The organism is Nonomuraea sp. NPDC051298 (assembly GCF_055586305.1).
Window position 1 is genome coordinate 992,559 of sequence record NZ_JBVJIM010000001.1, and the last position, 25,338, is coordinate 1,017,896.

Genomic DNA, 25,338 nt, shown 5'->3' on the forward strand with positions numbered 1-25,338 from the left:
GTGGGCCCCGACGCGGGCCGCTCGGGAGAACGGCGTCGCGGGCCCACCCCGGCGGTCCGAGCCACCGCCTACCCCAGCGGTCCGAGCCACCGCCCACCCCGGCGGTCCTAGCCACTGCCGTGCAGGGAGATCACGATGACCTGGAGACCCCGGATCCGGAGATCACGGAGATCACGGAGATCCGGAGATCACGATCGTCTCCGCCGCGTCGTCCGCGGGCAGGTTCCGCTCCTCGTCTTTCCTGCGCCGTTCCTCCTCCTTCCCGCGCCGCGCCGCGGCCGTGAGCCGCACCGCCGCCAACGCCAGCAGCGCACCGCCGACGGCGGCGAGGAGCAACGCGTACGCGGGCACCCCGCCCGACTCCGACCGCGGTGGCGCGACCGGCGCCGAGACGGCCACGGGTGACGAGGACACCGCCGCCTGCCCGGCATCGGCAGGCGTCGCCTCGCCGGGCCCGAACCCGGGCGGCCGTACGGCGTCCCAGTGGGTGTCCGCGTCCGAGCGGCCCGCGGCCAGCAGATCCGGCGGCACAGGATTGATCCGCAGGGAGCCGGGGACGGTGAGCGTCCCGACCTCGTACGGCTCGAACGGCCCCTGGACGCCCTGCACCCTCCACACGCCCTCGGGCACCACCACGGACGCCACGTAGTGGGCCGCCTCGGGCAGCGCCGTCCCGTCGAACGTCACGCTCCTGCCGTCGGCCCGGGTGAGCCGGAGCCCCACGGGCCGCATCCGCCCTTCGAACGGATGGGTGCCGTGCTGCAGCACCCAGAAGCCCACCGCGTACGACCGCCCGGCCTCGAACCGGGACGGGTGCGGGTCCACGTACGTCATCGCCCACCCGCCGGCCGCGACGGCCGGGACCGCGGGTGCGACGCCACCGGTGACCAGAGCCAGCACCGAGGCCAGCACGATCAGGCCCTTCCTCATAGGACCACCTCCGGTGTTGGTACACCGTCCACCCGCCCGAGGTTCTCCACCCCGCGAACGCGCACCCCGAACGCCTCTCCCAACGCCGCCCCCGAACCCGCGCCCCGGCCCCGCCCCGGCCCTCGAAGTGCGAACTCCGAAGCGGAAAGTCCGGAATCGCGGCTCCGAATCGCAGCGAAGGGTGCGACATTTCCCGAAAGGGCGCGCACAATGGAGGGCCAGGGGCGAGAATTCGGCGAGGAGCGAGGAGGCTTACGCCGTTGTCCGCCGCCAGACACGAATATCTGACCGCAATGCTCGATGTGCTCGTTTACGAGAACATCCTGCTCGCCTGGCAGCGAATGCCGCTGGGCGATTACCTGATCGTCTCGCACGAGGGCGAGGAGATCAGGCTGACCTCCCAGCAGGCCGACCTGTGGACGCGGGGCGCCTTCGCGGTCTACCTCGCGCTGGTGGACCAGCGCCGCATCAGCCCCCGCATCCCCGGCGATTCCCCCCACAATTAATCCGCACCCTCGAAGGCCGATAATTCCGGATAACTTCAGCCCTAACCCTGCGGTATACGGCTAGTTACGCACCGGGTTTTCCTCCGGCGTTTCCCACTTCCTGGCGCCGTCCGGGCACACGTACCCGGACGACGCCAGAGCCCTCAGGACGCCCGGCCGGTCACGCCCGGTTGTTCATGAACTGCGAGATCTTCCAACTGCCGCCGTCCTTGGTGAGCAGGAACAGCTCGCGGAAGTTGTTGTCGCCCTGCTTGCTCGTGGAACGCACGACGGCGTCCTCGGTGCCGATCGGGCGCGACTCGTCGATGGTGTACGTGGCCGACTTCATGCCGTTGCCGCCCTGGAGCTGCTTCTGGAAGAGCGTCCGGATGGCCTGGGTGCCCTCGGCCGTGGGCTGGCCGTTCACGGCGGCCACCCCGTCGTCCGCGAACGAGCTGGCGACCTGGTCGGCGTTGCCCGCCTTGACGGCCTTGAAGAAGCCCTGGACCGCCGCCTCCGCCGCGCCCCCGGTCGGCGACGCCTCGCTCGTCTCGCCCGGACTCTCCCCCGGCCCCATGGAGTCCATGTCGGTGGGCGAGGACTTCATCGCCTGTGAGTTGTTCCCCGCGGAGCAGCCCGCGACGAGGAGGGCGGGAACGATCGCGGCCAGCAGGAGGGCCTTGTGCTGAAAAATCTTGCTCATGGCCGCTTTGATGCCCATGCCGGTCGACGGCGAATGCGCGGTTTAGGCACTCCGCACAACGCCTTTACCTGGTTCGGGTATTACTCACGGTAACGGTTAACGGGAACTGGCGAGACGGGTCAGAGCCGTGATCGTTGCCGTCCCGATACCAGCGGGCACGGGAGCGCCTATACCGTCCATCCAGTGCCGCGAATCCAGGCGAATCCCGAGCCACTCCCCCAGCGCGAGGACTCCGAGCGCTGCGACAACGTCGACTCCGGACGGCGTTGCGTGCTACCGGCGGCCCATCGCAGCCCGCACGTCTACCCACCGGCCGAGGTACACGCCGTGACGGCCGGAGCCTGACGCTCAGCCGCCCGCCGCCACCCGGCGCTCCGGCGCGACCTCCACGCGCCCCTCCGCCGTCACCCGCACCGGGTACACCGGCACCGACACGCCCTCCTCGTCCAGGCAGCGCCCGGTCACCAGGGAGAACACCTGTTTGTGCAGGGGCGAGGCGACCGTCGGCTCGCCCTTCCTGGTGCCGACGATGCCGCGCGAGAGCACGTACGCCCCGCTGAACGGGTCGAGGTTGCCCAGCGCGTACAGCTCGCCCTCGTGGGTACGGAAGACCGCCACCTGGACGCCCGCCACCAGCGCGCAGACGCCCCGCTCCGGCAGCAGCGCCTCGTAGGCGCAGACCGTCGCCCAGTCGGCACCCGTGGCCGAGTCGGTGGCCGTGCCCGAGTCAGTGGCCGTGGCCGTGGCCGAGTCGGTGGCCGTGGCCGGGGTGTGGCTCATCGGGCCATCACCGGCCTGATCTGGCCGCGCTCGCCGGCGAACACGATCGACGGGTCGGGCATGCCGGGCGCGTTGACGAAGCTGACGAACCTGCCCAGCTTCTCCGGATCCTCCAGGGTGGCCCGCCACTCGTCGGCGTACGTGGCGACGTGCCGCTCCATCTGCGCGTCGAGGTCGGCGCAGAGGCCGAGCGAGTCCTCCATGATCACCTCGCGAAGGTAGCCGAGCCCGCCGTCCAGGGACTCGATCCAGGCCGCGGTGCGTTGCAGCCGGTCGGCGGTGCGGATGTAGAACATCAGGAACCGGTCGATGGTCCTGATCAGCTCGCCGGTGGTCAGGTCGGTGGCCAGCAGGTCGGCGTGGCGGGGCCGGAAGCCGCCGTTGCCGCCGACGTACAGGTTCCAGCCCTGCTCGGTGGCGATGACGCCGAAGTCCTTCGACCGGGCCTCGGCGCACTCGCGGGCGCAGCCCGAGACGGCCGACTTGAGCTTGTGCGGCGAGCGCAGGCCGCGGTAGCGCAGCTCCAGCTCGATGGCCAGGCCCACCGAGTCCTGCACGCCGTAGCGGCACCAGGTCGAGCCCACGCACGACTTGACCGTGCGCAGCGCCTTGCCGTACGCGTGCCCCGACTCGAACCCGGCCGCCACCAGCCGTCGCCAGATCTCCGGGAGCTGCTCGACCCGGGCCCCGAACAGGTCGATGCGCTGCCCGCCGGTGATCTTGGTGTAGAGGCCGAAGTCGCGGGCCACCTCGCCGATCACGATCAGCTTGTCCGGCGTGATCTCGCCGCCCGGGATGCGCGGGACGACCGAGTACGTGCCGTTCTTCTGGATGTTGGCGAGGAAGTGGTCGTTGGTGTCCTGCAGGGCGGCCCGCTCGCCCTCCAGCACGTGCCCGTTGTGCAGCGAGGCCAGGATGGAGGCCACGACCGGCTTGCAGATGTCGCAGCCCCTGCCCTGCCCGTGCCGGGAGATCAGCTCGGAGAAGGTCGTGATGCCGCGCACCCGTACGATGTCGAACAGCTCGGCCCGCGAGTACGTGAAGTGCTCGCACAGCGCCTTGCCGACCTCGACGCCCGACCTCTCCAGCAGTTGCCTGAGCATGGGCACGCAGCTCCCGCACGTCGTGCCGGCCCGCGTGCACGCCTTGAGCCCGGGGACGTCGGTGACGCCCCGGTCGGCGATGGCCGAGCGGACGTCGCCCGCGCAGACGTTGTTGCACGAGCAGACCTGGGCCTCGTCCGGCAGGTCGAGACTCGCGCCCGCCCCGCTGAACAGCAGGTCCGACGGAGCGGCGGGCAGTTCCTTGCCCACGAACGGCCGCAGCGACGCGTACGGCGTGGCGTCGCCCACGCAGATGCCGCCGAGCAGCGTCCGCGCGTCGTCGCTGACGAACAGCTTCTTGTACACGCCGCCCACCGGGTCGAGGTAGGTGACGTCGAGCGCCCCCTCCATCGCCCCGAACTGCGCCACCTCGACCCCCAGTAGCTTGAGCCTGGTGGACAGGTCGGCGCCGTCGAAGGTGGCCGAGCCGCCCGTGATCCGGTCGGCGGCCACCTCGGCCATCGTGTTGCACGGCCCGACGAGCCCGTAGACCGTGCCTCCGGCCAGTGCGCACTCGCCGATGGCGTAGATCGAGGGGTCGGAGGTGAGCATCGAGGGGCCGACCACGACGCCGCCGCGCGGGCCCACCTCCAGCCCCGCCGACCTGGCCAGCTCGTCGCGCGGCCTGATGCCGGCCGAGAACACCACGACCTGCGCGCCGATCAGCGTCCCGTCGGGCCGGCGCAGCCCGGTGACCTCTCCCGCGGCGTCGGTGACGATCTCCCGTACGCCCGCCCCGGCGTGCACGCTCAGCCCGAGCCCCTCGATGTGCGACCTCAGCACCGAGCCGCCGCCCTCGTCCACCTGGCGGGGCATCAGCCAGGGGCTCATCTCGACGATGTGCGTCTTCAGCCCCAGCGACCGCAGCGCGTCGGCGGCCTCCAGGCCGAGCAGCCCGCCGCCGACCACGACGCCCTCCGCGGCGTCCTTGGCGGCGGTCCTGATCGCGTCCAGGTCCTCGATGGTGCGGTAGACGAAGGCGTGCTCGGCGCCGGGCACCGGCGGCACGAACGGGGCGGAGCCGGTGGCCAGCACGAGCACGTCGTACGGCTCGGCGCCGCCGTCGGCCAGCGTGACGAGCCGGGCCTCCCTGTCGATGCCGGTGACCCGGCTGCCCAGCCTCGTCACGACCCCGGCCGGCACGGCGTAGGTGAGGTCCTCGGCGCTCGCCCCCGACAGGTACGACGTGAGCGCCACCCGGTCGTACGCCGGACGCGGCTCCTCCCCGATCACGGTGACGGTGCCGTCGAAGCCCTTGCTCGCGAGGGTCTCGACGAGCCGGTGGGCCGCCGGGCCGTACCCGACGACGACGATCCTGTTCATACGGAGACTCCTTCTTGCTCGCACAGCCACCCGACGATGCCCTCCACGGCGTCGCGGCAGGTCCCGCAGCCGGTCGTGGCCCGGGTGGCGGCCACCACGGCGGCCACGTCCCGAGCGCCGGCCTCCCAGCACGCCCTGATCCGGCCCTTGGTCACGTTGTTGCACTGGCAGACCTTGGCCGCGTCGGGCATCAGCGTCGGGCTGTCGGTCACCGGCGCCGAGACCGTCCCGGGGAACAGCAGCCCCGCCCGGTCACCGGGGACCGGGGAGCCGCGGTCGAAGAGCTGGGTGAGCGTGCCGACGGCGTCGCTCTCGCCCAGCAGGATCGCGCCAACCAGCCGGCCGTCACGGATGACGAGCTTGCGGTAGGTGCCGCGGGCCCGGTGGCTGAAGCGCACCACCTCGGCGTGCTCCTCGCCGAGCTGCGTCTCACCCATCGCGGCCAGCTCCACGCTCTTGGCCTTGAGCCGGGTGACCAGCCGCGAGCCCCGGTAGAGCGCCTTGCCGCCGGTGATGACGTCGGCGGCCACGGCGGCCTGCTCCCAGGCGGGAGCCACGAGGCCGTAGACGGTGCCGTCGTGCTCGGCGCACTCCCCGATCGCGAAGATCGACGGGTCGTCCGTACGCAGTTCGTCGTCCACGACCACGCCCCGGCGCACCTCCAGGCCCGCCTCGGCGGCCAGCCCGGTCACCGGGCGCACCCCGCAGGCCAGCACCACGAGGTCGGCGGGGACCAGCTCGCCGCCGTCGAGCCGGACGCCGTCCGCCTCCACGCGGGAGGCGCTGACGCCGGTGCGGATCTCCACGCCGAGCCCGGCCAGCGTCTCGCCGAGCACCTGACCGGCCTCGGCGTCGAGTTGCCGCTCCATGAGGTGCCCGGCCAGGTGCAGCAGCGTGACGGGCAGGCCGCGCCCGGCCAGACCGCGGGCCGCCTCGATGCCCAGCAGCCCGCCGCCGACGACCACGGCCCGCCCGGCCCGTTCTGCGGCCTCGATGATGCGCTCGCAGTCGTCGAGCGTGCGGAACGGGATGGCCCGCTCCACCCCCGGGACCGGCGGCACCACGGCGTCGCTGCCGGTGGCCAGGACCAGCAGGTCGTACGGCTCGCGCCGCCCGTACTCGGTCACCACGTGCCGGGTCTCCCTGTCGACGTGGGCGACCGCGCTGCCGAAGACGGCGGTCACGCCGTGCGCGTCGTACCAGGCGGGGTCGAGCAGCCGTACCTGTTCGGGACGGGAGCTGCCGGCCAGCACGTTGGACAGCAGCACCCGGTTGTACGGCGCGCGCGCCTCCGCCCCGAAGACGGTGATCCTGATGTGCGGGTCGCGCGCGCGTACCTCGCTGACCAGCCGCGACCCGGCCATCCCGGTGCCCACGACGACGAGTCTCATGAGTCCCTCTCCACCCTGACCGCGCAGACCTTGAACTCCGGCATCCTCGACACCGGGTCGAGGGCCGGGTTGGTGAGCCGGTTGGCGCCCTCCCAGTGGAAGGGCATGAACACGGTGTCGCGCCTGATGGCATCGCTGATCCTGGCCACGGCCTTGCTCTCGCCCCGCCTGCTGCTCACCCTGACGACGTCCCCGGCGGCGATGCCGAGCTGTTCGGCCAGGTCGGGATGCAACTCGACGTACGGCTCCGGGGCGGCCCGCACGAGCGGCGCGATCCTGCGGGTCTGGGCGCCGCTCTGGTAGTGGGCCAGCACCCGGCCGGTGGTCAGGTGGACGGGGTAGTCCTCGTCGGTCTCCTCGGCGGGCGGCCGGTGCTCGACGGGCACGAACCTGGCCCGCCCGTCCGGGTGCGCGAACCGGTCGAGGAACGGGCGCGGCGTGCCGGGGTGTCCGGGCGCGGGGCAGGGCCAGAACACGCCGGTCTCGTTCGCGATGCGTTCGTAGGTGATGCCGGAGTAGTCGGCGGGGCCGCCCTGGCTGGCCCGGCGCAGCTCGTCGAAGACCCTGACCGGCTCGGTCTCGAAGCGGTGGCCGAGCCGCCCGGCCAGCCCGGCGATCACGTCGAGGTCGCTCCTGACGCCCGCGGGCGGCGCGTACGCCCGGCGGCGCAGCAGGACGCGGCCCTCCAGGTTCGTCATCGTGCCGTCCTCCTCGGCCCACTGGGTCACGGGGAAGACCACGTCGGCCAGCGCAGCCGTCTCGGACAGGACGAAGTCGCAGGCCACGAGCAGGTCGAGGCCCCCGATGCGCGAGGCCACGTGCTCGGCGGCCGGGGCGGACACCACCGGGTTGGAGCCGAACAGCAGCAGCGCCCGCGGCCCCTCCGGAGTGCCGAGCGCGTCGAGCAGCTCGTACGCCGACCGCCCGGGCCCGGGGATGTCCTCGGCCGCGATCCCCCAGACCCGCGCCAGGTGCTCGCGGGCCACCGGGTCGTCGATTCTGCGGTAGCCGGGGAGCTGGTCGGCCTTCTGCCCGTGCTCGCGCCCGCCCTGCCCGTTGCCCTGCCCGGTCACGCAGCCGTAGCCGGAGCCCAGGGTGCCGGGCAGGCCCAGCGCGAGCGCCAGGTTGACGAACGCGGTGACGGTGTCGGTGCCCTTGGCGTGCTGCTCGGCGCCGCGCCCGGTCAGCACGTACGCCCTGTCCGCCGCCGCCAGCGCCCTGACCGCCTGCCGCATCTGGTGCACGGGCACCCCGGTGATCCGCTCGACCCGCTCGGGCCACCAGGAGGACAGCGAGGTGCGTACCTCCTCGAACCCGGTGGTCCTGGCGGCCACGTACGCCTCGTCCACCAGCCCGTCGGCGACGGCCAGGTGCAGCAGCCCGAGCGCCAGCGCCAGGTCCGTGCCGGGGCTGGGCTGCAGGTGCAGCCAGGCCAGCTTCGCGGTCGGGGTGCGGCGCGGGTCGACGACGATCAGGCGCGGCCCGTCCAGGTGCCGCACGAACGGGGGCATGGTCTCAGCGACGTTCGCGCCGGCCAGCAGCACGACGTCGGCGCCGGCCAGGTCGGTGATGGGGAACGGCATGCCCCGGTCCAGGCCGAACGCCCTGATGGAGGCGGCGGCGGCCGACGACATGCAGAAGCGGCCGTTGTAGTCGATCTGGCTGGTGCCCAGCGCGACCCGGGCGAACTTGCCCAGCGAGTACGCCTTCTCGTTGGTCAGCCCGCCCCCGCCGAACACGGCCACGGCGTCGGGGCCGTACTCGGCGCGGATGGCGGACAGCCGGTGCGCCACGTGGTCCAGCGCGGCGTCCCACGCGACGGGCTCGCCGTACAGGAGGGGGGCGGTCAGGCGTTCGCCGCTGGTGAGCAGCTCACCGGCCGTCCAGCCCTTCTGGCACAGCGCCCCCGAGCCGTTGGCCGGGATGTCGGTCCGCGGGCTGATGGCCAGCTCGGGCCCGATCTCCATGCCGCACTGCAGGGCGCAGTACGGGCAGTGCGTCTTCGTCACCTCAGACCCGGGCATGGGCGAGGCTCGCCACGACCCGGACCCCGACCCTGCGGGTGTAGCACCACCAGGTCAGGGCGAAGCAGGACAGGTAGAACAGCCCGAAGGCCAGGAAGGCGGGGGCCGGGGTGCCGGCCGCGGCGAACGACATGCCGAACGCCCGGTTGATGAGGAACCCGCCGAGCGCTCCGACGGCCGAGATGATGCCGATGGCGGCGGCGGCCTGGCGCTTGCCGTACAGGAGGGCGTCCTCGCTCTCGCCGCGCTCGGCCACGGCCTTGGCCTGGAAGATGGCCGGGATCATGCGGTAGGTGGAGCCGTTGCCGATGCCGGCGGTCAGGAAGAGGAGCTGGAAGGCCAGGAAGAACGCCCAGAAGCCGCCCCCCTCGCCGGCCAGCCAGACCAGCAGCACCCCGCCGCCCATGGCCGCGAAGTTCCACAGCGTGACGGGCGCGCCGCCGAGCCTGTCGGCCAGCCAGCCGCCGACCGGCCTGATCAGCGACCCGACGAGCGGCCCGGCGAAGGCCACCGCGGCGTACGGCGCGTCGGGGAACAGGCTCTGGCTCAGCAGCGGGAACGCGGTGGAGTAGCCGATGAACGAGCCGAACGTGCCGATGTACAGGAACGACATGATCCACGTCTGCGCCCGCCCGGCCACCGCGAGCTGCTCGCGCGGGTCGGCCTTGGCGCTGGTCAGGTTGTCCATGAAGAGGAAGGCGCAGATCCCGGCCACGACGATGAACGGGATCCAGAACCACCCGGCGGCGGCCAGCCCGAGCGAGCCGATGACCAGCGGCATGACGAGCTGGACCGAGCTGACGCCGATGTTGCCGCCCGCCGCGTTCAGGCCGAGCGCGACGCCCTGCTTGTCGCGCGGGTAGAAGTAGGTGATGTTGGCCATGCTGGAGGCGAAGTTCCCGCCGCCGAGCCCGGCCAGCGCCGCGATCGCCAGGAAGAGCCAGTAGGGCGTGGCCGGGTTGTTCACCGCGACGCCGAGCGCCACGGCCGGGATGAGCAGCAGCAGGGCGCTGACCACGGTGAAGTTGCGCCCGCCGAACCTGGCCGGGCCGAAGGTGTAGGGCACCCGCAGCACCGAGCCGATCAGGTTCGGCAGGGCGACCAGCCAGAAGAGCTGGTCGGTGGTGAACTCGTACGACCCCATCCTGGTCGCCACGATGCTCCACAGGGTCCACACCGTGAAACCGAGGTGCTCGGCGGCGATCGAGAAGATCAGGTTGCGCCGTGCCACCCGCCTGCCTGAGCTCTCCCAGAAGGCGGGGTCATCGGGGTGCCACTCGGCGATCCAGCGCGCCATCGACCTCTCCTACGCTCGGCGTCCAGGATCCCCAAGGTAGGAAGCGCTCGTTACGCACGCTGACCGTGCGTGGCCGTGCGTTCGTTACGAGTGATTCACCGCGGTAACACGTCACGCACAAGCGTCACGCCGGAAACACGCTCGTAATGATCGGTTATCAGACACCGGGCAGGACCGGCGGCGGGTGTGCGGCGGCGCTGTCGCAGCCGCGCCGCTCGGCCCTGTCGCTCAGCCGCGCCGCTCGGCCAGGTCGCGCAGCGGCCCGTCGGTCAGCCGGTACCGGTACCAGTCGTCCTGGTTGACCGCGCCGAGCTTCTCGTAGAAGGCGATGCTCGGCTCGTTCCAGTCGAGGACCGCCCACTCCAGGCGCTGGTAGCCGCGCTCGGCGCAGATCTCGGCCAGCCTGCGCATGAGGGCCGCGCCGTGGCCGCCGCCGCGGTGCTGGGGGCGTACGTACAGGTCCTCCATGTAGATGCCGTGCACGCCGCGCCAGGTGGAGAAGGTCAGGAACCACAGCGTGAAACCCACCACCTCGCCGTCCTGCTCGGCGAGGTGCGCGAAGGCGGCGGGGTGTTCGCGGAAGAGCGTGTCGTGGAGCTGCTCCTCGGTCACGCGCACCTCGTGGGCGGCCTTCTCGTACGCGGCCAGCTCTTTGATCATGCTGACGATCGCGGGCACGTCAGCGGGTGTGGCGGGACGAATCATGGGATTCAGGGTACGTGCCCGCCGGAACCGCCCCAGGGCACGTTCCCCCGTCCGGGACACTGGTGGCTCCTATGCGTTCGAGAAAGGTTGGGCAGCACCCATGGAACAGCGCGTGTTGGGACGTACCGGACGCCAGGTCGGAGTGGTCGGCCTCGGGGCCTGGCAGCTCGGCGCCGACTGGGGCGAGGTGACCGAGGCCGAGGCCGCCGCCACCCTCCAGGCCGCGGTGGACGCGGGCGTCACGCTCATCGACACCGCCGACGTGTACGGCGACGGGCGCAGCGAGCAGATCGTCGGCCGTTTCGCCAAGGACCGCCCGGGGCTCACCGTGGCCACCAAGATGGGCCGCCGGATGGAGCAGATCCCCGCGAACTACGTCATGTCCAACTTCCGCGCCTGGAACGAGCGCTCCCGGCGGAACCTGGGCGTCGACACCGTCGACCTGGTCCAGCTCCACTGCCCGCCGACGCCCGTCTACTCGACGGACGCGGTGTTCGACGCGCTGGACACGCTGGTGTCGGAGAAGAAGATCGCCGCGTACGGGGTGAGCGTGGAGACGTGCGAGGAGGCGCTGACCGCGATCGCCCGGCCGGGCGTGGCCACGGTGCAGATCATCCTCAACGCGTTCCGGCTCAAGCCGCTCGAACGCGTCCTGCCGGCCGCCCGCGCCGCCGGGGTGGGCATCATCGCCCGGGTCCCGCTGGCCAGCGGGCTGCTGTCGGGCAGGTACGACGAGCACACGACGTTCGCGGCCGACGACCACCGGAGCTACAACCGGCAGGGGGAGGCGTTCGACGTCGGGGAGACGTTCTCGGGCGTGGACTTCGCCACCGGCCTGGCGGCGGTGCGCCGCCTGGGCCCGCTGGTGCCCTCGGGCGTCACGCTGGCCCAGTTCGCGCTGCGGTGGATCCTCGACCAGGAAGGGGTGTCGGTGGTGATCCCCGGCGCCAGGAACCCCGGCCAGGCCACGGCCAACGCGGGGGCCGCCGCCGTACCGCCGCTGGACGCCGCCGCCCTGGAGGCGGTTTACGGCGTCTACGACGAGCTGATCAGGCCACAGGTCCACGACCGCTGGTGACCGCGGCGCCGTAGCACCGCCCTCCGGCCTCCCCATCGGGAGGCCGGGGCCAGGACGTTTGGTGCTCCAGTTGGCCCCCGGCTGGAGCCCTGCCAGATTAATAGCCGACTGTCCGATTTGCATAGGTTTGCTGCGCAGGAACTTTCCGCCCGCCTTTTCCGCGGGTGAAGCCCGACGGCAGGTCTCACCCCAGGAGACCCACACGCCGAACACCCAGGATCGCCCCCTTCAAGACCCATCGCCACCCTTGTCATTGACTTTAAGTAGTCGTTCGATTACTAATCGTTGAGTCATGTTCGCGGCAGGAAGGACCACACACACCATGCGACGCGTTCTCACCGCCCTGACTCTGGCTTGCTGCGCCTTCGCCACGGCCGCCCCCGCCCAAGCAGCCGTCCCGGCCGGCAACGCCCCCTCCTGCGTGGTCGTCTGGCAGACCACGGGCACCGTCACCAAGACCGGCTACGCGCGCAACGACTGCTCCTCGACCCTGCGCCTGAAGATCATCTGGGCCCGCGGCACCGACGGCGAGTGCCGTACCGTCCGCCCCGGCGGGACCATCTGGTCCAAGGTCGCCCGAGGCGTCCGCACGTTCGACGGGGCCGACACCTGCTGATCCCCGGACGCCGGGCAACACAGCGGGCGCCCACGGCGTCCAGGAGGAGGGCGGACACCCGGCGGGAGATCCCGCCGGGTGTCCGGGCGAGCAAGGCCATATCTCCCTATCTGGGATTTTCGCGGAAAAGCACACCATTCACGCTATTGTCACGATCATGGTACGGAGTGCCCTCGGGGCCCTGCTGGTCGCCATGACCGCCACGGCGTGCTCGTCGTCCGTGACGACGGCGATCTATCCCGTACGGCCCGTGGACCCCGCCGAGACGGTCATCGCCGACCCGGCCGGTGGCGGGCCGGACGTGTGCGCGCTCATCTCCGCCGAACGAATGGGCGACGTCTACGGCGCCTCCGGCGTCACGGCGAAAGACGCCACGATCCCCGGCCACGGCAACCAACTGGGAGCATGCCGCTACGCCGTGAACCACTTCACGTTGACGCTGGCGGTGCACCTCTCTGACCCCACGAGCGACGCCTCCGACATGGTCGCGGCCGCCACCTACGGCAAGGGAGAGACCGTCGAAGGGTTGGGCGACGCGGCCGCCGTGGCCGTGTTCGACGACGGCGACCCCGAACTCGCCGCCCTCTCCGGCACCGGCCACCTGGCCGCCGTCGAGGACGAGCTTCTGCTGCTGATAACCGGCCCGCACGAGGCCGTCGACCGATTCGAGGAAGTCGCCCGGGAGATCTGGCCCCGCCTGCCCTCGATCTACTAATTTCCGCACGCTCAGGACGCGCCGAAGTACACTCCCGACCGAGGCGCGCCTTCCCGGCTCGCGTCAGCGCACGAACCCGTTCACGATGAGCGGCAGCGACGCGTCCAGCCCGACGACGTCGAGCACGCCGTCGTCCCGCGTGTCACCGATCGAGTACCCGGCGGCGGTCATCGCGGCCACGACGACGCGGACGTTCGGGTTGACCGTCCGGCGGTAGGACTCCAGCGCCTGCGTCGGATGGGACCGCCCTGCCCACGTCTCGTTGTCGGTGAGGACCACGATCCCGTCCACCTCCATCCGCCGTTCACGCGCCCACGTGAACGGCAGCGACAGATCGGTGCCCCCGCCGGACGGCCGCCACGCCGCGATCTCGCGCAGGTTGGTACGCGGGGTCACCTTCGACGCGTGCACATGAGTGTCGACCTCGATGACGTGCGCGCCGCCCCGCTCGATACGGGCGAGCATGACGGCCATGGCGTTGCCGACCTCGTACGGCGACCCGATCGGCGAGCCACCGACCCGGACACCGCCGCCCCACGTCATCGACCCGGACGAGTCCACGGCGACCAGCAGCCGCCTCCCCGACGGTTCGACCGTGCCGAACGACAGCTCGTACGTCTCCTCCAGCGCGTCCAGGATGGCCGGGACCGGACGCCAGGTCTGGCGGTCGGCGCGCGGGTTGGGCTGGGCCTGTCCGGAGGCGTAGACGCGCAGGGCGAGCCACGCGTCCATGGGGTGGATGCGGGCCCTCAGCAGCGCGTCCCGGTCGGTGAGCCGTGCCGCGGCGCGGCGCGTGGCCTCGCCCGACGGCTCCAACGTGCCGAGCCGGGTCATCCTGGCGAGGTTGCGGAGGAGCGCGGTCATGCCGATCGTGCCGACCAGCGCGTCCCAGACCGCGGGCTCCCTGAGCATCGCGTCGGGCAGGAACTCCCACGGCACCCGCTGATCGGACACCACCCGAACGGCCTCGTCGACGCTCGTCACGGCCTTGGCCGTCAGGAAACGATCCACCGCGGGCAGCGCCTCGCGAGCCTGCTCGTCGGTGACGTTTCCGGCGATCCACCCGAACAGCGTCCTGCGCTGCTCGTCGTCGGCGGCGGGGTGAGCGATGCGCAGCGCGTCGCGCAGGTCGAAGCTCTCGCCCTGCGGGGTCCTGCGCTGCCGTGCCTTGCACGCCCTGAACGCCACCTCGTCCGCGGTGCCCGTCAGGAACCAGGAGCCGAGCGCGGTGCGCAACGACCGTCCAGCCGTGGGCGCGATGCCGCGGGCGGTCGGCTTGCCGCCCAGGTTCTTGTAGTAGCCGAAGAACTGGGCCAGATGGTCCGTCGTCCGCGCCACCTTCGCCAGCGCCACCTTGGCCGCCTGCCGGGTGTCGGCGTCGCCCTTCGCGTAGCAGGCGGCCAGCGCGAACAGCGCGGGACGCTGCTTCGGAGCCCGCGGCGGCCGAGCCGTCGAGATGCCGGTGAGCAGGGCGACGACGCGCGGCCCGTCGGCGGCGATCGCCTGGAACAGGACGTCCGCGTTGTCGGCGGTGAGCTTGTCCGCGCCGACGTAGTAGGTGCCGCCCGTGATGCCGAGGAGGAGGAAGTCCTCCAGCTTGGTCCACAGGTCCTTGTCGAAGACGTAGCCGCCGGCGGCGTTGCGCACCTGGTCGCCACGGCCGGGGATCGGCCGCGTCTGCGGGGTGGCGAGCGTCGAGACGTTCGCGAGGGGGTCACGTGCCATTGTCTGCTCCTTCCGTTCGACCCGCCGCCCAAGGGCGGATATGAGAAGGGGAGAGCGGATGTGTGGGCGTGCACCGGTGTCTACGGTGCTCCACCGCTGAGCTACGCGAGGCCGTTGATCCTCGCGGCAGGGATTCGAACCCTGCGACACCCGGCTCCCAAGGCGATAACCGATGAACTTCGACCCGCTCTCCCCTGGCGCTCGTCAGCCCTGCCGGCGGCACGGATGTGCCGTACCAACCGGATGCCCAGCCAACCGGGCACGGCCCCCCGAAGTGGGGCCGAAAGGAATCGAACCTCTGATAACCGATATGGATTCGACCCGTGCCACCGGCAAGGATGACGAGCGGTCAGGTCTGGAACCGGAACGGATATGGGAGACCCACCGGCGTTTTGGCGCTCTACCATCTGAGCTACACGAACCCGCAGTCCGTGACGGGACTCGAACCCGCGACCACCCGATTATGAGTCGATAACCGATGAGATTCGACCCGCGCCGGCACCAGACCTGACCAGCCCGCACCACCAAGAAAGACACGAACGCGAGGAAACGGGCACCGGAGTAATCCAGAAAGAGGACCGCCGCCCATTTTCGCCCCGCACCTCTCCAGGTCCTGCGAACTGCCCCCAACGGTAGCGAACAACATGATGCGTCACACCTGAATATCCATCGCCCGAAAACCCGTCAAATGGCCACAAACGACATTTGACACACTCGCTCGGACGCCCTCGGCGCGGACATCATCCCCACGGCACGACCCCGCCCACATCCCGCAGCCGGAGCACCGACGCCGAGGACAGCCCGAAGCCCCAGAACACACCGTCGGCGGGCACTGTCGGTGGGCTCTGCCATGATCGCCGCATGATCACACCCCCCGGCGACTACGCCTGGTTCACCAATTCCGGCCTCGCGGAGGCCTACAGCTTCATCTTCGTCCGCGGGCTCACACCAGAGCAGCTCATAGCCCGGATGGGCGGCCGAGTGGAAGACTTCTCCAGGATGACGTTCGACGAGTCGATCGGCACCGGCACCCACTACGGCTACGAGACCGAGTTCGTCGCGGTCATGGCCGTCGACGACTGGGCGTTCGTCGCGCAGTCCAACAGTTCGCTCGGCGCGGACGACGAGTTCGTCGTTCCGCTGTCGGCGGGCACCCGCCTGGTCTCCCTCTACCGCCTCGACATCAAGGGCCTTGAGGAGTTTCGCTGGATCGAGGACGGGGAGATCCGGTTCGCCTTCTGGGCCCAGGAGGGCTACTCCGAAGAGGTGCCCGACGAACTCGTGGAGACCATGGCGCAGATCGAGCGCGACTATCGGGACAAGTACCAGCTCTACCGAGGGCCGGGGCTGGTCCTGATCGAGCACCTCACCGGAATCAAGCTCACGCCCCAACTCCTGGAGGGGTCCGCTGTCCTGTCCGGAGTCATCACCAAGCCGCCGACAGCGACGTAAGCGTGACCATTGGGGCCAGGCGGTTTCAGGGGCCTTGCCGTCCATGGCCCGCCCGAATGCTTCCCGTTCGCAGCGGCGCTGTCAGCAGCCGTGGGTGGAACGACGGCAGACGGGCAGACAGCGGTTCCTGCGGCGGCTCCACCTATCGTGACTGCATGGACCGCACCAGGGCTCCACCAGGCGCGTACCCACGCGAGCTGGGACGATCCTGAAACAACGCTGGAGGACCACCTGGTGAGCCTGGCCGCCTTCCAGAACGTCTACCCGATCACCACGCAAGCCCCTGGATGACCAAAGCACCCCGTCATCCCCGCAGCAACTGAAACCTGCCCCGACATCCGCGCGCGAGCCACTACGCGAACCAGGATCGAGGCGGCTTCCGTCGTCACCCGGACAGTCACCCAGCAGGTGAGTCGGCGACGTGCCCACGATCGGTCCGGCAGAACGCCCGCACACTCTTCGGCAGATTGCCCATGAAGCTGCTCTGGCCTGCGACAATCTGTCCGACTGCGATGAAGGCCAACGCGTTCCCACGCCGCGCACAGTCATGGCGGGTGGGAGGCCCTGGCCGACACGCGGGTGGTCGTCGTCAACGGTGCCAGGCAGGTCGGCAAGAGCACACCTGCCTCGTTCGCGAATGTCATCCCCCAAAACGGTCTTCGTCGAGCTCTACCCTCCTGGGTTGAGCCGGAGGTCCTACCCACGCCCGAGGCGGCGGCCGTACGCGACCGGCATCGTCGACAGGGTGAAACGTGCACTCATCAGCAGCGCCCTGGCCCTCACGCTGGCCGGATGCGGCTCCACCCCGCCACAGCGCCTGACGGTCCCGAAGCCGACGGGCCCCCATCCGGTGGGGACCGTCTCGGTCCACCTGGTCGACCAGTCCCGCCCGGATCCCTGGAACGGCCGCTCCGGCAGGAAACGGGAGGTGATGGTCAGCCTGTGGTACCCGGCCCGGGACGCGCAGGCCCACCCGGTCGCCCCTTGGATGCCGAAGGCCGCGGCGGAGCGGTACCTGAAGATGAACGACCTGGAGCCGGGCTCGCTGCTGCTGGACAGGACCGACGGCCACGAGGGCGCGCCCGTCGACGCGGGCCGGGGCAGACTGCCGGTCGTCCTGTACTCGCCGGGTGCCGACTCCTCGCGCGCGTACGGGACCGGCGTCGTCGAGGAGCTGGCCAGCCAGGGGTACGCGGTGGTCACCATAGATCACCCGTACGACGCGGCGGTGGTGGAGTTCCCCGGCGGCCGAGTGGAGACGGGCGTCGAGCTGACCGACTTCGCCAAGGCGGTCGACGTCCGGGTGGCCGACGTGCGCTTCGTCCTGGACAGTCTGCCCTCCCTGGAGGAGAAGCTGCCCGGCCGTAACGGGAAGCCGCTCTTCGACCTCGCGCGGATCGGCATGTTCGGGCACTCGCTCGGCGGCGCGGCCACCTCCGCCGCCATGTACGCCGACCCGCGGATCAAGGCCGGGCTCGGCCTGGACGGCGCTGTCTTCGGCAAGGTCGCGCAGTCCGGCCTCGACCGGCCCTACATGGTGGTCGACACCGACGGGAAGGGCGGCATGGCGACCAATCCGACGCTGCGCACCTTCTGGGACGGCCTGCGCGGCTGGCGACTCAACGTGACGCTCAAGGGGGCGGCGCACAACTCCTTCGGCGACGACGTCCTGCTCATCCCCATGTCGGCCGAGCCGCTGGGGCTGGGGAAGGCGCAGCTCGAGGAACTCGTCGGCACGATCCCGGCCGAGCGGGCGCTGGCCTTCCAGCGCGCCTACCCACTGGCCTTCTTCGAGCAGAACCTGCGCGGCCGTCCGCAGGCGTTGCTGCAGGGCCCGTCACCCGCCTTCCCCGAGGTCTCCTACCGCCGCTGATGACCCCTGCCCGCCGGCCGTGACCACACCGCCCTCGTAGGCGGCGATGACGAGCTGCGCCCGGTCGTGCGCGGCGAGCTTGGCCAGCAGGCTGCGGACATGGGTCTTGACCGTCGCCGGCCCGATGCCGAGCCGCTCGGCGATCTGCGGGTTGGTCAACCCTCGAGCCACCAGCGAGAGCACCTCCCGCTCCCGGCCGGACAACTGGGTCAGCCCCGCCGCCAGCCGGGCCGGGACTCCGGTGGGCTCGCGCCGAGCGAACTCCCCGATCAGCCGCGTGGTGACCGACGGGGCCAGCAGCGCCTGGCCCTCCCCCACAATGCGCAGCGCCTCCAGCAGGTCGCCCGGCCGGGTGTCCTTCAGCAGGAATCCGCTGGCTCCGGCCCGCAACGCCCCGTAGACGTACTCGTCGAGATCGAACGTGGTCAGCATCACCACCCGCGTCTCGGCGGTCACCGGGTCGGCCCGGATCAGCTCGGTGGCCCTGATCCCGTCGAGGCCGGGCATGCGGACGTCCATGAGCACCAGGTCGGGCCGGAGACGGCGGGCCAGCTCCACCGCCTGCTCCCCAGTCCCGGCCTCGCCGACGGCCTCCAGGTCGGGGGCGGTGTCGATCAGCCTGCGCAGCCCCGCGCGCAGCAACGCCTGGTCCTCGGCGACCAGCACCGTGAACGTCCTCACCTCTCGTCCTCCCCGGAACCGCCTGGCAACGGCAGCCTTGCGCGAACGGCGAAGCCGCCTCCGGGCTCCGGTCCCGCCGAGAACGTTCCGCCGTACAGGGTCACCCGCTCTTCCAGCCCGGCCAGCCCGTGGCCCCCTTCACGCGGCGTACCCCCGCGACCGTCGTCGACGACCTCGACCACCAGCTCGCGCTCCGCACGGGTGACCGCCACCCGGCACCGGGCCGGGCCGGCGTGTTTGAGCACGTTGGTCAGCGACTCCTGCACGAGGCGATAGACGACGAGGGCAACCTCGTCGCCCAGCGCGAGGCCGGGCTCCACGTCGAGCTCCACCCGAACGTCGCCGGCCGGAATCGCCGCGACCAGCTCGCGCAGCGAGTCCAGCGTGTACGGCGGACCGTCCCGGTCCCCGGAGGCGTCGCGCAGCAGACCGAGAAGGCGACGCAGGTCCGCCAGCGCCTTCCGGCTGGTCTCCTCGATGACCGACAGGGCCTCGCCCGCCTCCTCGGGGTGCGTGGCGGCGACGTGGTTGGCGATGCCGGCCCGCATGGAGATCAGGCCCATGCTGTGGGCGACGACGTCGTGCACGTCACGAGCCATGCGCAGCCGTTCCGCCGTTACCGCGGCCTGCGCCGACCGTGCGACGGCCTGTGCGGCGTACGCGCGCTGCTCCCGTACGGCGAGCCCGATCGTCCATGCCAGACCGAGCACCAGCCAGGCGAATCCGCACGCCGACACCGCCTCCGCCCACGAGGGCGAGTCGATCGCGGCACCGACGGCGGTCACCGCCAACGCGGCCACCAGCGCCACCACCGCCGTCCGGCGCGCTTCCAGGAGCGCCACCGCGTGCAGCGCGACCGCCAGGGGCACGAACGCCTCCCCGTACCCCGCGAAAGGCGCGAACACCGCCGCCACCAGAACCACCGCGCAGACCAGGGCCGGCCACCGACGCCGTCCTGCCAGCGGCAGGCAGGACAGCGCAATCACCGGCACGGCCGCGTCCAGCGACACGCCGGCGGACCGCGGCACCAGCACCGCCGCCACCGAGAACCCGGCAGCCAGTGCGACGCCCGCGAACACGTCGACGGCGACCCAGTGTCCCGGTCGCAGCCTGTGCGCGATCAAGGGACGCCGTTCGGCCATGCGCCCACCTTAGAAGGGCCGGACCAGCAGCCGCCCCGAACAGCGCTCGGGGGTATGGATCACGAAGCTGGAATTCGCCTGCTCGGCGCTGTCGCCGAGCCCCAGCGGAGGACAACCCCATGCGCCGGCGGCTCGGCGCTCGATCTCAACTGTCTAACGTTCCTTGAGGCGGAGTGCCTCTTTACGAGTCTCGGCCTGGATGGACCGCTCGCGCTCCAGCCACTCCGGGTTCTCCGCTTTCAGCGCGTCGATCTCAGCGGTGGTGAGCGGTGTGCTGATCCCGCCTCTGGTCAGGCCGGACGTGGAGACCCTGAGCTTCGCGGCGACGACCTGCTTGGGGTGCGGGCCGTTGCGGCGCAGGTCGACGAGCCAGGCGGGTGGAGCCGACTGCAACTGGTTCAGCTCGTCCCTGGAGATGACACCCGCCTGGAACTCGGCGGGAGTGGCCGAGAGGAGGATACCCAGCTTCTTGGCCGCGGTCGCGGGCTTCATCGTCTGGATGGTCTTCGGTTTGGGCGGGGTCATGGCGCCAAGAGTAGTCCGTCGCGACGGGTTCCCCTGACATCGGTACCCTGAGGAAGTGACTGATGGGGAGACCGGAAGGACGTTCCGGCTGGCGTACGTGCCCGGGGTGACACCCGCGAAATGGGTCAACATCTGGACCGAGCGGATCCCCGACGTCCCGGTTACCCTGGTCGCGGTCCCCGCCGCCGAGGTGGTGGGGCTCCTGCGGGACGGCGGCGCCGACGCCGGAATCGTCAGGCTGCCCATCGACCGGGACGGACTCAGCGTGATTCCTCTCTACGTCGAGACCACGGTGGTCGTGATGCCCAAGGACCACGCGGCGGCCGCCGTCGACGAGGTGGCCATGGCCGACCTGACCGACGACGCCGTCTTCCATCCCCTGGACGACACCATCGAGTGGACGGTCCGCCCCGGGCTGCCCGCGTTCACCCGCCCGGCCACAACGGCGGACGCGGTCGAGCTGGTGGCAAGCGGCGCCGGGCTTCTCCTGGTTCCGCAGTCGCTGGCACGCCTCCACCACCGCAGGGATCTCACCTATCGGCCCGTGCCGGACGCGCCGCAGTCTCAGGCCGCGCTGGCCTGGCCCACGGATGCGACCACCGACCTGGTGGAAGACTTCATCGGCATCGTCCGCGGCCGGACAGTGAACAGTTCGCGGGGCCGTACCCCCGCCGCCTCCCCTGCGGAGAAACCGGCGCAGCGGCAGGCACGAAAACCCGCACAGAACGGCTCCAGCCGCCGGACCGTGCCGACCGGCCGTAGAAGGAAGGGCAACCGGCCTCGGTGACCCGGTTCGCACCCGGCACCAAATGCGACCGCCCCGGCCTCCGCCGACGAAGCTCGCCCACCACCTCAACGCGCGACATCACCCAGCACGACCGTGTGATCTCAACGGCCGGGGAAGGCCGGGGTTGAGCGCCAAGGCGAACGCCACGCCTTCACCAAAGATCCAGCGACGACCGATTCCGTCAAGGCGAGCGCTCTGCCAGACACACCATGATCGCCCGCTAATAGCACAAGCCCCGTTCTCACTGGTGGGAACGGGGCTCCTTTTCGCAGGTGGGCGGTACTGGGTTCGAACCAGTGACCCCTCGCTTGTAAGGCAATCCGGGGAGAGTCCGGATCAGCGGCGACACAGACCGTGACCTGCGCGAACAGCCCACAGCCGTCCGCCCCGATCCAGGGTGATTGTCACTCAGATAGACACCCAGAAGACGATCAATCAGAGGCCGGGGAAAGCGTGCGTCGCCACTCGTTCAGGCGCTTGCGCATCGCCTCGATATGTTCTGAGGTCACACCGTAGGCGAGGAAGTCTCGGTCAGGTATCCGCTCGAGAATCGACAGCGCTTCGGCGAACATGGGCCTGTCAAACCCGGGATTGTGTTCTTCGGCGACGGACAGGAGTTGATCGGGGGTGTAGCGGCTACTGCTCAAGATTGCGTCGATGTCCAGGAAATCTCGGGGAGCCCACCGGTTGAACAGAGCGTCCATCTTGCCAGCCACGGCATCATCAGGGTGCAGCACTGGACCGATCTCCAGCATGACAGGTGAGCGTGCTTGCCAGAACACCCCCAGATCCACCTTGCAGCTGTGCCCGGTGGCATCACTGACTTCCATCTGCACCAGATCAGCCGTACGCAGCCGTACCTCAACCTGGAAGCCCTCTCTGCAGTAGGCGTCAACGACCACTTGCTCAACCTGCTCCGGAGTCCCGCGCCGTGGCGCGAACAGATCAATGTCCTCTGAGGGGCGAGCACCCATGCCATGTAGCTGCACCGCGTGACCGCCACCGAGGACGAATCCATGACGGGCGGCCACCTCCAGCCCGATGCGCGCAAGCCGCTCCTGCAACCGATCCATCACGCGGCGGCGCGACGCAACTCGGGAAACCGCTCTTCCCACATTGCCCGGACCCGCCGAGCGGGCAGGAACTCGCGCCAATGGCGCCGTAGCACCTCACCGTTGAGCAGCGCACGGAAATGCTGCTGGCGCCCTTCCTCCAGCACGATCTTGTACAGGGCGCCGAGGTCGTACGGATCATCCAGGTCGAAGCTCCGACGACCGCTCCACGCCAGCTCATGCGGGAGAGTCACCACACCGTGCACCGGCCCACGCAACTCATCCAGCGACTCAGCAACCGCATACGGCCGGATATCCGCATAGCTGAAGGGAGCACCACGCTGACCGTCCATACTCACCAGTGTGCCCCACGCGACCAGCACGACCCGCCAGATCCCACGCTCCGATCGGCGTGAAACTGGTGGCGGGTCCATGCCTTTCTCCGTCGTGGTCGTTTCGGGACCGAGGGACGGCATGACCCGGCGGGTTCGCTTCGTACGGTGGGCGCGGTGTTCGGCGCGGCGGCACGAGCTGCTGCCGTCCGAGACCAGCCTCACTCCGGATGCCCGGGTGGCGGGCAGGCGTCGGGCCGACGGACCCGGCTGACGAGGACGGACCTCCGGGAGTACTTGCCCGCGTCGGGTAATGGCACGCTTATGGCACGAAAGCCCGGCAGCAAGAACGCTACCGGGCTTCTTTCTGCTGGTGGGCGGTACTGGGTTCGAACCAGTGACCCCTCGCTTGTAAGGCGAGTGCTCTACCGCTGAGCTAACCGCCCCTGATCGGCACTACACCTTACGACACCGAGGGCCCCGACCGCACATCCACGGCCCACCCGGGCCCCAGCTCAGGACGGCCTGCGGCGCGCCAGCCCAGCAGGGCGGCCCCGAGCATGCCCGCGTCCACCCCGAGTGCGGCCGGCACCAGCGGGGGCGCCTCGCGGAAGGCCAGGCGTTTGACCAGACGGGTACGCACCGGGTCGAACAGGGCCGGGCCCGCCTCGGCCAGGCCGCCGCCCAGGACGATGACCGACGGGTCCAGCAGCAACGTGTACGTCGCCAGGGCCAGCGACAGCGCCTCCACGGCCTCGTCCCAGACCTCTATGGCGATCGGGTCGTCCGAGGAGACCACCTGTTCCGCCTTGACGCCCTCCACGCCGGCCCGCTGGCTGTAGCGGCGTCCGACGGAGGCCGCCGACGCGTACGTCTCCAGGCAGCCGAACTGGCCGCACGCGCACTGTTCCCCGTCCGGGAAGACCGGGGTGTGGCCGATCTCGCCGGCCCAGCCCGCGGCGCCGCCGTACGGTTCGCCGCGGATGATCGAGGCGCCGGCGATGCCCGTGCCGATGGGGAGGAAGAGGAAGTCCGTGAGGCCGCGACCGGCGCCGAGGATGCTCTCGGCCAGTCCGCCCGTGCGTACGTCGTGGCCCAGCATCACCGGGATGTCCAGGGTGGTGAAGTTCGAGGCGGGGACGTCGCGCCAGCCCAGGTTGGCCGCGTACACGACGGAGTTCTCCGTCACCAGGCCCGGCACGGCCAGCCCGACGCCGGCCGGGATGCCGTCACCCGAGGCGGCGAGGTGGCTGATGAAGCCGGAGATGGCGGTGACGACCGCCTCAGGACCCTCCGCCCGGGGGGTGGGGCGCCGCTCGCTCAGCAGCACCGCGCCGGACTCGCTGACCAGGCCGCCCTTCATGGACGTGCCACCGACGTCGAGCGCGACGACGAACGAACTCATTGCGGACACGGAAGGAGACGATAGCGCAGCTCAGCAAATGTCTGGAAAGCCATCCGCTCCGGTCCAGGCCAGACAGGGTCCGCTTTTCAGTCATCGCCCGATTTCGGCACAGACAGGTCTGACTCCCGGACTGCACACTCCCCCGGCCTCCGAGTCACCTGGCCTGCGCGCTCACCCGGCCTGCGCATGACCCGGCTTCCCTGATCGCCCGAAGATCATCCGAAGGGCCCGGCCGAGCCCCGAGGGCCGGCGCACACCATCCCCGGACGCACGCCGTCCCAGGGCCGCGCCGACCTCAGCGCACCTCTCACAACGCCCCGTAGCCCCCGTGAGCCCTGCGGGCATGCGACTGGGTACGCAAATCCCGCCGAAGCCCCCCAGAGGCCGTCTAGGCCCGTCCGAGCACCCGGTTGAGTGCCGCCTCCACCTCCGCCGACAGCCCGGGCGGTGACGTGACCGGAGGAGAAGTGAGCCCGTCCGGGGCGGAGCGCGCCGACCGCACCGCCCCGCAGGCCCGGCACTCCACCTCGCCCAACCTGCAGATCAACGTCGTGGACCCGCAGGTCGAGCAGGAGTCGAGGTCGAGGTCGTGCAGCCGTTGACAGTCCGGGCAGATCAGCACCTGGGACTCGTTGCGCACCCCGCGCTGCCACGGGCTGGCGCCGCGCACCGGGTCCGTCTGCCTGGCCCCGCATCGGTAGCAGGGCATCCTTCCCTCCGAAAAGTCAAGAAGTCCCGAATGTCACGAAATATCGGCAAGTGCCTTGACGTAGTCGGCGACATCGCGTGCGGAGGAGGCCGGATTGACCACCGACCACCGGATCACACCCTCGCCGTCGATGATGAAGGTCCCCCGCCGTGCGAGGCCCTTGGCCTCATCGAACACACCGTACGCCCGCGCGACCTGTCCGTGTGGCCAGAAATCGGAGAGCAGCGCAAACGCATAACCCTCGCGATCCGCCCACGCACGGTGTGTGAACACGGAGTCGACGGAGACGGTCAGCAGCCGCGCGCCCTCGATCGGATGATCGCGCAGGGCGGACAGCTCACTGTGACAGATCCCGCTGAACGCCAGCGGGTAGAAGACCAGCACGACCTTCTCGCCCCGGAGCCGCCCCAGACTCACCGGGGTGCCGTGCTGGTCCTGCAGCTCGAAATCCGGAGCCAGGGCGCCGACCTCGGCAGGATGTGCGTTCACGGGCTCCATCCTGCCG

26 protein-coding genes and 1 tRNA gene are annotated in these 25,338 nt (G+C 70.6%); 9 read left to right on the plus strand and 18 right to left on the minus strand.

Annotated features, from left to right (window positions below; translation table 11 throughout):
• Window positions 1-171 precede the first annotated feature (171 nt).
• Window positions 172-930, minus strand: a complete 759-nt coding sequence (locus tag ACZ6S0_RS04790) for a hypothetical protein (protein WP_465913223.1) — start codon at window positions 928-930, stop codon at window positions 172-174.
• A 293-nt stretch (window positions 931-1,223) separates the two neighbouring features.
• Here ACZ6S0_RS04790 and ACZ6S0_RS04795 point away from each other — a divergent pair, with 293 nt between their 5' ends.
• Window positions 1,224-1,436 carry a hypothetical protein gene (locus tag ACZ6S0_RS04795; RefSeq protein WP_465913224.1) on the plus strand — a complete coding sequence of 71 codons (213 nt, stop codon included), beginning with the start codon at window positions 1,224-1,226 and terminating at the stop codon, window positions 1,434-1,436.
• A 160-nt stretch (window positions 1,437-1,596) separates the two neighbouring features.
• Here ACZ6S0_RS04795 and ACZ6S0_RS04800 read toward each other — a convergent pair whose 3' ends face one another.
• On the minus strand, window positions 1,597-2,118 hold the full coding sequence (locus ACZ6S0_RS04800) for a YybH family protein (RefSeq protein ID WP_465913225.1): 522 nt from the start codon (window positions 2,116-2,118) through the stop codon (window positions 1,597-1,599).
• A gap of 183 nt (window positions 2,119-2,301) precedes the next feature.
• Here ACZ6S0_RS04800 and ACZ6S0_RS04805 point away from each other — a divergent pair, with 183 nt between their 5' ends.
• Window positions 2,302-2,463, plus strand: coding sequence for a hypothetical protein (locus tag ACZ6S0_RS04805; protein ID WP_465913227.1), 162 nt, complete (start codon window positions 2,302-2,304; stop codon window positions 2,461-2,463).
• Window positions 2,464-2,466: 3 nt separating this feature from the next.
• Here ACZ6S0_RS04805 and nirD read toward each other — a convergent pair whose 3' ends face one another.
• The 6 genes from nirD to ACZ6S0_RS04835 all read right to left on the minus strand — a co-directional run bounded on the left by nirD (window position 2,467) and on the right by ACZ6S0_RS04835 (window position 10,741).
• On the minus strand, window positions 2,467-2,898 hold the full coding sequence (gene nirD / locus ACZ6S0_RS04810; protein WP_465913228.1) for a nitrite reductase small subunit NirD: 432 nt from the start codon (window positions 2,896-2,898) through the stop codon (window positions 2,467-2,469).
• Window positions 2,895-5,324 (minus strand): nitrite reductase large subunit NirB, encoded by a 2,430-nt coding sequence (gene nirB / locus ACZ6S0_RS04815; RefSeq protein ID WP_465913230.1) that lies wholly within the window; start codon window positions 5,322-5,324, stop codon window positions 2,895-2,897. The genes nirD and nirB overlap by 4 nt, the downstream gene beginning before the upstream one ends.
• Window positions 5,321-6,715, minus strand: a complete 1,395-nt coding sequence (locus ACZ6S0_RS04820; protein ID WP_465913232.1) for an FAD-dependent oxidoreductase — start codon at window positions 6,713-6,715, stop codon at window positions 5,321-5,323. Before ACZ6S0_RS04820 ends, nirB begins: the two co-directional genes overlap by 4 nt.
• The gene (locus ACZ6S0_RS04825; RefSeq protein WP_465913233.1) at window positions 6,712-8,739 is read right to left on the minus strand and encodes a molybdopterin oxidoreductase family protein; all 2,028 of its coding nucleotides are present in this window, start codon (window positions 8,737-8,739) and stop codon (window positions 6,712-6,714) included. Before ACZ6S0_RS04825 ends, ACZ6S0_RS04820 begins: the two co-directional genes overlap by 4 nt.
• The gene (locus ACZ6S0_RS04830; protein ID WP_465913234.1) at window positions 8,726-10,036 is read right to left on the minus strand and encodes an MFS transporter; all 1,311 of its coding nucleotides are present in this window, start codon (window positions 10,034-10,036) and stop codon (window positions 8,726-8,728) included. The genes ACZ6S0_RS04825 and ACZ6S0_RS04830 overlap by 14 nt, the downstream gene beginning before the upstream one ends.
• 228 nt (window positions 10,037-10,264) lie before the next feature.
• On the minus strand, window positions 10,265-10,741 hold the full coding sequence (locus tag ACZ6S0_RS04835) for a GNAT family N-acetyltransferase (RefSeq protein WP_465913235.1): 477 nt from the start codon (window positions 10,739-10,741) through the stop codon (window positions 10,265-10,267).
• A 100-nt stretch (window positions 10,742-10,841) separates the two neighbouring features.
• On the opposite strand from ACZ6S0_RS04835, the gene ACZ6S0_RS04840 reads away from it, so the two are divergent.
• The 3 genes from ACZ6S0_RS04840 (at window position 10,842) to ACZ6S0_RS04850 (ending at window position 13,150) form a co-directional block, all read left to right on the plus strand.
• Window positions 10,842-11,819 (plus strand): aldo/keto reductase, encoded by a 978-nt coding sequence (locus ACZ6S0_RS04840; RefSeq protein ID WP_465913238.1) that lies wholly within the window; start codon window positions 10,842-10,844, stop codon window positions 11,817-11,819.
• Between the two features lie 322 nt (window positions 11,820-12,141).
• Window positions 12,142-12,435, plus strand: a complete 294-nt coding sequence (locus ACZ6S0_RS04845) for a hypothetical protein (RefSeq protein ID WP_465913240.1) — start codon at window positions 12,142-12,144, stop codon at window positions 12,433-12,435.
• A 157-nt stretch (window positions 12,436-12,592) separates the two neighbouring features.
• A complete protein-coding gene (locus tag ACZ6S0_RS04850; protein ID WP_465913242.1) occupies window positions 12,593-13,150 on the plus strand; it encodes a hypothetical protein in 558 nt (185 codons plus the stop codon).
• A 63-nt stretch (window positions 13,151-13,213) separates the two neighbouring features.
• Here ACZ6S0_RS04850 and ACZ6S0_RS04855 read toward each other — a convergent pair whose 3' ends face one another.
• Window positions 13,214-14,875, minus strand: coding sequence for a TROVE domain-containing protein (locus ACZ6S0_RS04855; protein ID WP_465913244.1), 1,662 nt, complete (start codon window positions 14,873-14,875; stop codon window positions 13,214-13,216).
• Between the two features lie 861 nt (window positions 14,876-15,736).
• Here ACZ6S0_RS04855 and ACZ6S0_RS04860 point away from each other — a divergent pair.
• From ACZ6S0_RS04860 to ACZ6S0_RS04870, 3 genes are all read left to right on the plus strand, one after another.
• Window positions 15,737-16,327 (plus strand): DUF6461 domain-containing protein, encoded by a 591-nt coding sequence (locus ACZ6S0_RS04860; RefSeq protein WP_465913246.1) that lies wholly within the window; start codon window positions 15,737-15,739, stop codon window positions 16,325-16,327.
• Window positions 16,328-16,474: 147 nt separating this feature from the next.
• Entirely contained in the window at window positions 16,475-16,618 is a 144-nt protein-coding gene (locus ACZ6S0_RS04865) for a hypothetical protein (RefSeq protein WP_465913248.1), read from the plus strand.
• 454 nt (window positions 16,619-17,072) lie between these two features.
• A complete protein-coding gene (locus ACZ6S0_RS04870; RefSeq protein WP_465913249.1) occupies window positions 17,073-18,200 on the plus strand; it encodes an alpha/beta hydrolase family protein in 1,128 nt (375 codons plus the stop codon).
• On the opposite strand, the gene ACZ6S0_RS04875 is transcribed toward ACZ6S0_RS04870, so the two are convergent.
• The 3 genes from ACZ6S0_RS04875 to ACZ6S0_RS04885 all read right to left on the minus strand — a co-directional run bounded on the left by ACZ6S0_RS04875 (window position 18,165) and on the right by ACZ6S0_RS04885 (window position 20,548).
• Window positions 18,165-18,881, minus strand: coding sequence for a response regulator (locus ACZ6S0_RS04875; RefSeq protein ID WP_465913252.1), 717 nt, complete (start codon window positions 18,879-18,881; stop codon window positions 18,165-18,167). The genes ACZ6S0_RS04870 and ACZ6S0_RS04875 overlap by 36 nt on opposite strands.
• On the minus strand, window positions 18,878-20,023 hold the full coding sequence (locus ACZ6S0_RS04880) for a sensor histidine kinase (RefSeq protein ID WP_465913253.1): 1,146 nt from the start codon (window positions 20,021-20,023) through the stop codon (window positions 18,878-18,880). The genes ACZ6S0_RS04875 and ACZ6S0_RS04880 overlap by 4 nt, the downstream gene beginning before the upstream one ends.
• A 153-nt stretch (window positions 20,024-20,176) precedes the next feature.
• On the minus strand, window positions 20,177-20,548 hold the full coding sequence (locus ACZ6S0_RS04885; protein WP_465913255.1) for a DUF5997 family protein: 372 nt from the start codon (window positions 20,546-20,548) through the stop codon (window positions 20,177-20,179).
• Between the two features lie 55 nt (window positions 20,549-20,603).
• Here ACZ6S0_RS04885 and ACZ6S0_RS04890 point away from each other — a divergent pair, with 55 nt between their 5' ends.
• On the plus strand, window positions 20,604-21,335 hold the full coding sequence (locus ACZ6S0_RS04890) for a LysR family substrate-binding domain-containing protein (RefSeq protein WP_465913256.1): 732 nt from the start codon (window positions 20,604-20,606) through the stop codon (window positions 21,333-21,335).
• Window positions 21,336-21,766: 431 nt separating this feature from the next.
• Here ACZ6S0_RS04890 and ACZ6S0_RS04895 read toward each other — a convergent pair whose 3' ends face one another.
• The 6 genes from ACZ6S0_RS04895 to ACZ6S0_RS04920 form a co-directional block, all read right to left on the minus strand.
• Window positions 21,767-22,408, minus strand: coding sequence for a nucleotidyl transferase AbiEii/AbiGii toxin family protein (locus ACZ6S0_RS04895; RefSeq protein WP_465913394.1), 642 nt, complete (start codon window positions 22,406-22,408; stop codon window positions 21,767-21,769).
• Window positions 22,408-22,740, minus strand: coding sequence for a hypothetical protein (locus tag ACZ6S0_RS04900; RefSeq protein WP_465913258.1), 333 nt, complete (start codon window positions 22,738-22,740; stop codon window positions 22,408-22,410). Before ACZ6S0_RS04900 ends, ACZ6S0_RS04895 begins: the two co-directional genes overlap by 1 nt.
• A gap of 350 nt (window positions 22,741-23,090) precedes the next feature.
• A tRNA-Val gene (locus tag ACZ6S0_RS04905) sits at window positions 23,091-23,165 on the minus strand.
• A gap of 17 nt (window positions 23,166-23,182) precedes the next feature.
• Window positions 23,183-24,124 (minus strand): ROK family protein, encoded by a 942-nt coding sequence (locus tag ACZ6S0_RS04910; protein WP_465913260.1) that lies wholly within the window; start codon window positions 24,122-24,124, stop codon window positions 23,183-23,185.
• Between the two features lie 388 nt (window positions 24,125-24,512).
• The gene (locus tag ACZ6S0_RS04915; RefSeq protein ID WP_465913261.1) at window positions 24,513-24,833 is read right to left on the minus strand and encodes a hypothetical protein; all 321 of its coding nucleotides are present in this window, start codon (window positions 24,831-24,833) and stop codon (window positions 24,513-24,515) included.
• 33 nt (window positions 24,834-24,866) lie between these two features.
• Entirely contained in the window at window positions 24,867-25,331 is a 465-nt protein-coding gene (locus ACZ6S0_RS04920; RefSeq protein ID WP_465913263.1) for a peroxiredoxin, read from the minus strand.
• Between the last annotated feature and the right edge of the window lie 7 nt (window positions 25,332-25,338).